Raw genomic sequence first — 6,627 nt, 5'->3', positions numbered from 1 at the left:
CGCGGAGCAGGGGGAGCTGGTGCCGGTTTCAGCTATAAATTTAGTAATGCCTTGAAACTATCAGTACTTTATCTAGCTGATGATGGTGATGCTCCTAGTCCTGCTCAGAAAGATGGACTTTTCAATGGTGCCTATAGTGCTGGTGCTCAACTGGGTATTTCACCCATTGATAACTTGGATTTATCTTTGATCTACATCCGTAGCTACCAGCCAGGAGACGATGTCAATCTTTCCGGTAGCACAGGTAGTAGCATTTCCAAGCGCCCCTTCGGCAGGGTGGCTACCTCTGCCAATCGCTTTGGAGCACAAGCGAGTCTTCGCCTGACCTCACAAATTCACCTAGGCGGTTGGTTTGGTTATATTGATGCTGAAGCCGAAGATGATGGCAATGGTGGGCTAACTGAAGAGGGTGATAATGCTGACATCTTCACCTGGGCAGCTAACTTGTCTTTCATCGATTTAGGCAAAGAGGGAGCTGTGTTCAGTATTGCTGGGGGTGTGCCACCGAAGGCTAGCGACGTTGATGGTGACAATCCAGAAGATGAAGATACTTCCTACCTGATTGAGGCACAGTACAAATTCCCGATTACCAAGAACATCCTGATTACTCCAGGAGCCTACGTGATTTTCAATCCTAATCACAATGATGGTGATGATGATACGATTTGGGTTGGAGCCATCCGTACCACCTTTAAGTTCTAGGGAAACATTGTAGGTAAAAATTCTAGGTAAAAATTCTAAGGTTTGCTAGTAAGGTATCTGCTGTCAGTGATCAGCAGATACCTTACTAGTTTAGGACTAGTTGAAGAGAAAGCTTTACTTCCCCTTCAACCTTACCCCCAATAATCCCACTTCCCACAGACACCCATTGCTCTGTTGCTTAAGAAAATTAGTATCTTAAGTGACTAAAATCGAGGATGAGTATCTTTCTCGAAGGATCACAAAAAATGATATGCTAATCCAGAGTTGTCCTATAACTAACGAATTGTAGTAGTGGTTGTAGGCAAAAGTGGCGGACTGCATTGAGTCCAATCGTGTTGTCTACTAGGTGTGAGGTTGATTGACAACTTATGTCAACAGTTTTTTGGAATACGATCAAATATAGCCCCGCTTTGCTAGGGGCTTCACTGCTGGTGGCTAACAGTGCCTATGGTGCTCCCAGCCTTGAGGAATCTTCTACTGAAACTCAAGTGGCTCCACAAGAGCTAACGGTTGCTCAGGCTACCAGTGAGTCTAACTCGGAAATTTTAAAACAAATCAATATCTACAACAACGAGGGCACAAATGTAGATTCGATAGACCAGGTGACCAGTGTTTCCCAACTGCGGGATGTATCTCCTGGTGACTGGGCCTATGAAGCTTTGCGCTCTCTGGTAGAACGGTATGGTTGTATCGCTGGTTATCCTAACCGCACATTCCGTGGAAACCGGGCAACGACCCGTTATGAGTTTGCGGCTGGTTTGAATGCTTGCTTGAACCAGATTGAGCGGTTAATTGCAGCTAGCACGGCAGACTTTATTACCCGGGAAGACCTGGAAACCCTGCAACGGCTGATTCAGGAGTTTGAAGCAGAATTGGCTACCCTAGGGGCACGGGTGGATAACCTAGAAGGTCGGGTGGCTTTCCTAGAAGACCATCAGTTCTCCACCACCACCAAACTCAAAGGGGAAGTTCTGTTTACCTTCGCTGGTGCCTTTGGGGATCAAAAAGCTGATGGTAGTGGGGATGGCATTGATGAAAACATTACCTTAAGCGATCGCGTACGTCTGATTTTCGATACCAGCTTCACTGGTAAAGACCGGTTGAGAACTCGTTTGCAGGCAGGAAACTTTACTAGTCTCACTGATGTGACTGGTACCGACATGGCTCGCTTGGGTCATGATGCCGATGGTGGCAACGATGTGGAAATTACTAAGTTGTACTACCGTTTCCCCATTGGTACAAAATTGACGGCTTATGTGGGCACCGCTGACCTTGACTTGGATGACATTTTCGACCCCACCAACCCCTTCCTGGAAAGCAGTGGTACTGGTGCCTTATCCCGGTTTAACCGCCGTAACCCCGTAACCTATCGCGGACCAGAGGGAGCTGGTGGCGGTTTCACCTATAAATTTAGTGATGCCCTGAGTCTATCACTGCTTTATCTAGCTGATGGGGATGATGCTCCTAGTCCTGCTCAGAAAGATGGATTGTTCAATGGTGCCTATAGCGCTGGTGCTCAACTGGGTATTTCCCCGATTGATAACTTGGAGATATCTTTGACTTACATCCGTAGCTACCAGCCAGGAGACGATGTCAATCTTTCCGGTAGCACTGGTAGTGACATTTCCAAGCGCCCCTTCGGCAGGGTGGCTACCTCTACCAATCGCTTTGGAGCACAAGCGAGTCTTCGCCTGACCGAACAAATTCACCTAGGCGGTTGGTTTGGTTATATTGATGCTGAAGCCGAAGATGATGGTAATGGTGGGCTAACTGAAGAAGGTGATAGTGCTGACATCTTCACTTGGGCAGCCAACCTGTCTTTCATCGATTTAGGCAAAGAGGGAGCTGTGTTCAGTATTGCCGGGGGTATGCCACCGAAGGCTAGCGACGTTGATGGTGACAATCCAGAAGATGAAGATACTTCCTACCTGATTGAGGCACAGTACAAATTCCCGATTACCAAGAACATCATGATTACTCCAGGAGCCTACGTGATTTTCAATCCTAATCACACTGATGGTGATGATGATACGATTTGGGTTGGAGCCATCCGTACCACCTTTAGATTCTAGGTAATAGATTCTAGGTAAAAATTCTAGAGTTTGCTATCAGCTATCTGCTGTCAGTTATCAGCAGATAGCTGATTTGTTTAGGAGAAAGCGTTACCTCCCCTTCAACCTCAACCGGTATATAGAGACTGGTATCTTAAGTGACTAGAATCGAGGATGAGTATCTTTCTCGAATAATCACAAACAATGATATACTAACCCAGAGTTATCCTAGACATAACTAATTTTAGCTTCATCCGCGAGAAGCCCCACATCTCAATGCTACGCCATGAGTGTTTAAAGTTACCGTAAGGATAGTGGAGCCTTTATGGTTAGTCGGTTATGGGTAAAAGGGTTAAAACTTTTTGATTAAGGCTCCACTATCCTAAGGTTTCGTCTCCAGGGATGAATCGCGGACAGGATTCCTTGGATCAGGGAAACGAGCTATCAAACTCCTAATCAACTCAGATGAGGTCATTCCTCTGCGATTGGCCTCTTGTTCCAGTTGTCTTTTTTCAAAATCGGTAATCCTAATTGTTAATTTTTTGTCTTTCATTATGCCTTGCCATATGACAGTACATATAGTCTAATATTACTAGGTCGATAAGCAAGAGGGCAAGTCAAATGATAATCGCGTACCAGTACCGGCTAAAACCGAGGAAAAATCAGCAAGCTAAGATAGATCACTGGCTATCAATGCTATGTGCTCAATACAATTACTTGTTAGCGGATTCGGCAAAGCCGACGCTACGCGAACGATTCAGATGGTACGAAGAAAATCGTTGCTCAATTAATGCTTGCCCTCTTGTCTGTCATCTTCCCGAATTAAGAGACAATCCAGATTATTACTCCCAGAAAAAGACCTTACCAAATCTTAAAAAAACTCATCCCTGGTATAAGGACATTTATTCCCAGGTACTTCAGGATGTAGTTAAAAGAGTCAAATTAGTTTTTGATAGGTTCATCAAAGGGGATAGCAATGGGAAGCGGAGTGGCAGACCCAGATTTAAAAAACAGCACCGCTACCGTACCTTTACTTACCCTCAAATGAAGGAAGGGTGTCTGGAGGGCAATCTGATTAACCTGCCAAAAATAGGCAAGGTCAAGGTTGTACTGCATCGTCCTATTCCTGATGGCTTTAAAATCAAGACAGCTTCGATTACTAAAAAGTGTGATAGGTACTACCTGGTTTTATCTCTAGAAGATAAGACCGTCCCCGAGATTAAACCTGATATCAATCTAGACTCAATAGTTGGTATTGATGTTGGCCTTAAGGAGTTCTTGACTACCTCTGAAGGGGAGACGATCAAGATTCCCCAATATTACCGAAAGACTCAGAAAAGACTGAGGGTTATTCAAAAGAGAATATCTCGACGGAATAAGAGAGGTAGTAACAGGCTTAAAGCTATCAAGCAACTTGGTAAACAACACAAAAAAGTAGCGGATAAGCGAAAAGACTTCCATTTCAAGACCGCTAATTATTTACTATCAAAATATGACGTAGTTGCTCACGAAAAGTTAAATGTAAAGGGACTTGTCTTATCTCGATTGGCTAAATCTGTGTTGGACGCTGGGTGGTCTAGCTTTCTGACAATCTTAACAAGCAAAGCCGTTCGCGTAGCGTGGCCTACGGCCTTAAATGCTGGCCTGTTGGCGATTCCAGTAAGTGCTCAAAATACTTCACAGAATTGCTCCAATTGCGGCAAAAAAGTCCCTAAAAAGCTGCATGTTCGGTGGCATGATTGTCCCTATTGCGGATGCAGTTTGGATTCGCCGAAGGCGACGCTACGCGAACGCGACCACAATGCTGCGATCAATATACGAAATAGAGCGGCAGGGCAGTCCGTTCTTAAAGCCCAGCGCCTCCTAAGGGATGCCCGGATTGGCGCTTGTTGCCTACGCTGAACCCAACGGGTCAGCGTAGGAGCTGTCACTGGTTATGATTAAGGGTTGCGGACTAATTTTAGTCCAAAAGTATTATCTATTAGGGTTGAGGTTGATTGACAAAGGATGTCAACAAGTTTTTGGAATACGATCAAATATAGTCCCGCTTTGCTAGGGGCTTCATTACTGGTGGCTAACAACGCCTATGGTGCTCCCAAGCTTGAGGCATCTTCTACTGAAACCCTTCCGGCTCTACAAGAGCTATCGGTTGCCCAGGCTAAGGGTGAGTCTAAGGGTGAGTCTAACTCGGAAATTTTGAAACAAATCAATCTCTACAACAGCAACAGTACTGATGTAGATTCGATAGACCAGGTCACCAGTGTTTCTCAACTGCGGGATGTATCTCCTGGTGACTGGGCCTATGAAGCTTTGCGCTCTCTGGTAGAACGGTATGGCTGTATTGCTGGTTATCCTAACCGCACATTCCGTGGAAACCGGGCAACTACTCGTTATGAATTTGCGGCTGGTTTGAATGCTTGCTTGAACCAAATTGAGCGGTTAATTGCAGCTAGCACCGCTGATTTTATTACCCGGGAAGACTTGGAAACCCTGCAACGGCTGATTCAGGAGTTTGAAGCGGAACTGGCTACCCTAGGGGCACGGGTGGATAACTTAGAAGGTCGGGTGGCTTTCCTAGAAGACCATCAGTTCTCAACTACCACCAAACTACAAGGGGAGGTGATCTTTACCTTCGCTGGTGCCTTTGGGGAAGAACAAGCTGATGGTAGTGGGGATGATATTGATGAAAACATTACCTTAAGCAACCGGGTACGTCTGAACTTCCATACCAGCTTCACCGGGAAAGACCGGTTGAGAGTTCGTTTGGAAGCAGGAAACTTTACTAAACTCAGTGATGTGACCGGTACCGACATGGCTCGCTTGGGTCATGATGCGGATGGTGGCAACGATGTTGAAATTCCTGACGTGTTCTACCGTTTCCCCATTGGTACAAAAACCACGGCTTATGTGGGAACATCTGGACTTGCTATAGATGACCCTTTTGACCCCAACAACCCCTTCCTGGAAAGCAGTGGCATTGGTGCCTTATCGCGGTTTGTCCGCCGTAACCCCGTAACCCTTCGCGGACCAGAGGGGGCTGGTGCCGGTTTAACCTATGAATTTAGTGATGCCTTGAATCTATCACTACTTTATCTAGCTGATGATGGCGATGCGCCTAGTCCTGCCCAAGGAGATGGATTGTTCAATGGTGCCTATAGCGCTGGCGCTCAATTGGGGATTTCCCCCATTGATAACTTGGAGATATCTTTGACCTACGTCCGTAGCTACCAGCCAGGAGAGGATGTGAATCTTTCCGGTAGCACTGGTAGTGACTTGGCCAAGCAACCCTTTGGGGAGACGGCTACCTCTGCTAATCGCTTTGGAGCACAAGCTAGTCTTCGCCTGAGCTCACAAATTCACCTAGGCGGTTGGTTTGGTTATGTTGATGCGATCGCAGAAGATGATAATGGTGCGGTGGAAGAAGGTGACAATGCTGAAATCTTAACTTGGTCAGCTAACCTGTCTTTCGTGGATTTTGGCAAAGAAGGAGCTGTGCTGAGTTTTGCTGGAGGTGTGCCACCTAAGGCTACCGACATTGATGGTGCTGATGAAGATGATGATACTTCTTACCTGATTGAAGCACAGTACAAATTCCCGATTAGCAACAACATCACGATTACTCCAGGAGCCTACGTGATTTTTAATCCTAATCACGATGATGACAATGATACGATTTGGGTTGGAGCGATCCGTACCACCTTTAGATTCTAGGTAATAGCCATCTTGCTTTAGTAAAAATAACCTTGACTTCTTTTGGAGGTCGGGGTTTTTCTGCTTTAGTATCAAAATGCTAATATTTACCCAAGACTGAGGTAATAGGTGCTCTCTATGAATGTTATTAAAATAGGGTCATTTTCGACTGGTTATAATCTCA

Annotated in this window: 5 protein-coding genes; 4 read left to right on the top strand and 1 reads right to left on the bottom strand. The window is 45.7% G+C overall.

The window, feature by feature from the left end; genetic code table 11:
• A partial coding sequence (locus tag F6J99_RS39475; RefSeq protein WP_293121582.1) for an iron uptake porin occupies positions 1–702 on the top strand: 702 nt, incomplete at its 5' end.
• A 368-nt stretch (positions 703–1,070) separates the two neighbouring features.
• Positions 1,071–2,774: an iron uptake porin gene (locus F6J99_RS39470; RefSeq protein ID WP_293121580.1), complete on the top strand. Its 1,704-nt coding sequence runs from the start codon at positions 1,071–1,073 to the stop codon at positions 2,772–2,774.
• Positions 2,775–3,135: 361 nt separating this feature from the next.
• On the opposite strand, the gene F6J99_RS39465 is transcribed toward F6J99_RS39470, so the two are convergent.
• Positions 3,136–3,306, bottom strand: a complete 171-nt coding sequence (locus tag F6J99_RS39465; protein ID WP_070393883.1) for a CopG family transcriptional regulator — start codon at positions 3,304–3,306, stop codon at positions 3,136–3,138.
• A gap of 68 nt (positions 3,307–3,374) precedes the next feature.
• Between F6J99_RS39465 and F6J99_RS39460 the strand changes: the two genes are divergently transcribed.
• Together F6J99_RS39460 and F6J99_RS39455 are read left to right on the top strand one after the other, a co-directional pair.
• Positions 3,375–4,655 carry a transposase gene (locus tag F6J99_RS39460; RefSeq protein WP_293121577.1) on the top strand — a complete coding sequence of 427 codons (1,281 nt, stop codon included), beginning with the start codon at positions 3,375–3,377 and terminating at the stop codon, positions 4,653–4,655.
• A 105-nt stretch (positions 4,656–4,760) separates the two neighbouring features.
• Positions 4,761–6,464: an iron uptake porin gene (locus F6J99_RS39455; protein ID WP_293121575.1), complete on the top strand. Its 1,704-nt coding sequence runs from the start codon at positions 4,761–4,763 to the stop codon at positions 6,462–6,464.
• Positions 6,465–6,627 lie beyond the last annotated feature (163 nt).

It is taken from the genome of Moorena sp. SIO4G3 (assembly GCF_010692305.1).
GTDB lineage: Bacteria > Cyanobacteriota > Cyanobacteriia > Cyanobacteriales > Coleofasciculaceae > Moorena > Moorena producens_A.
The sequence above is the reverse complement of the archived record's forward strand: the minus strand, read 5'-3'. Positions and strand labels throughout refer to the sequence as shown.

Coding starts and splice junctions, on each gene's coding strand:
- F6J99_RS39470 (WP_293121580.1), top strand. CDS start 1,071: ATGTCAACAGTTTTTTGGAATACGATCAAATATAGCCCCGCTTTGCTA.
- F6J99_RS39465 (WP_070393883.1), bottom strand. CDS start 3,306: ATGAAAGACAAAAAATTAACAATTAGGATTACCGATTTTGAAAAAAGA.
- F6J99_RS39460 (WP_293121577.1), top strand. CDS start 3,375: ATGATAATCGCGTACCAGTACCGGCTAAAACCGAGGAAAAATCAGCAA.
- F6J99_RS39455 (WP_293121575.1), top strand. CDS start 4,761: ATGTCAACAAGTTTTTGGAATACGATCAAATATAGTCCCGCTTTGCTA.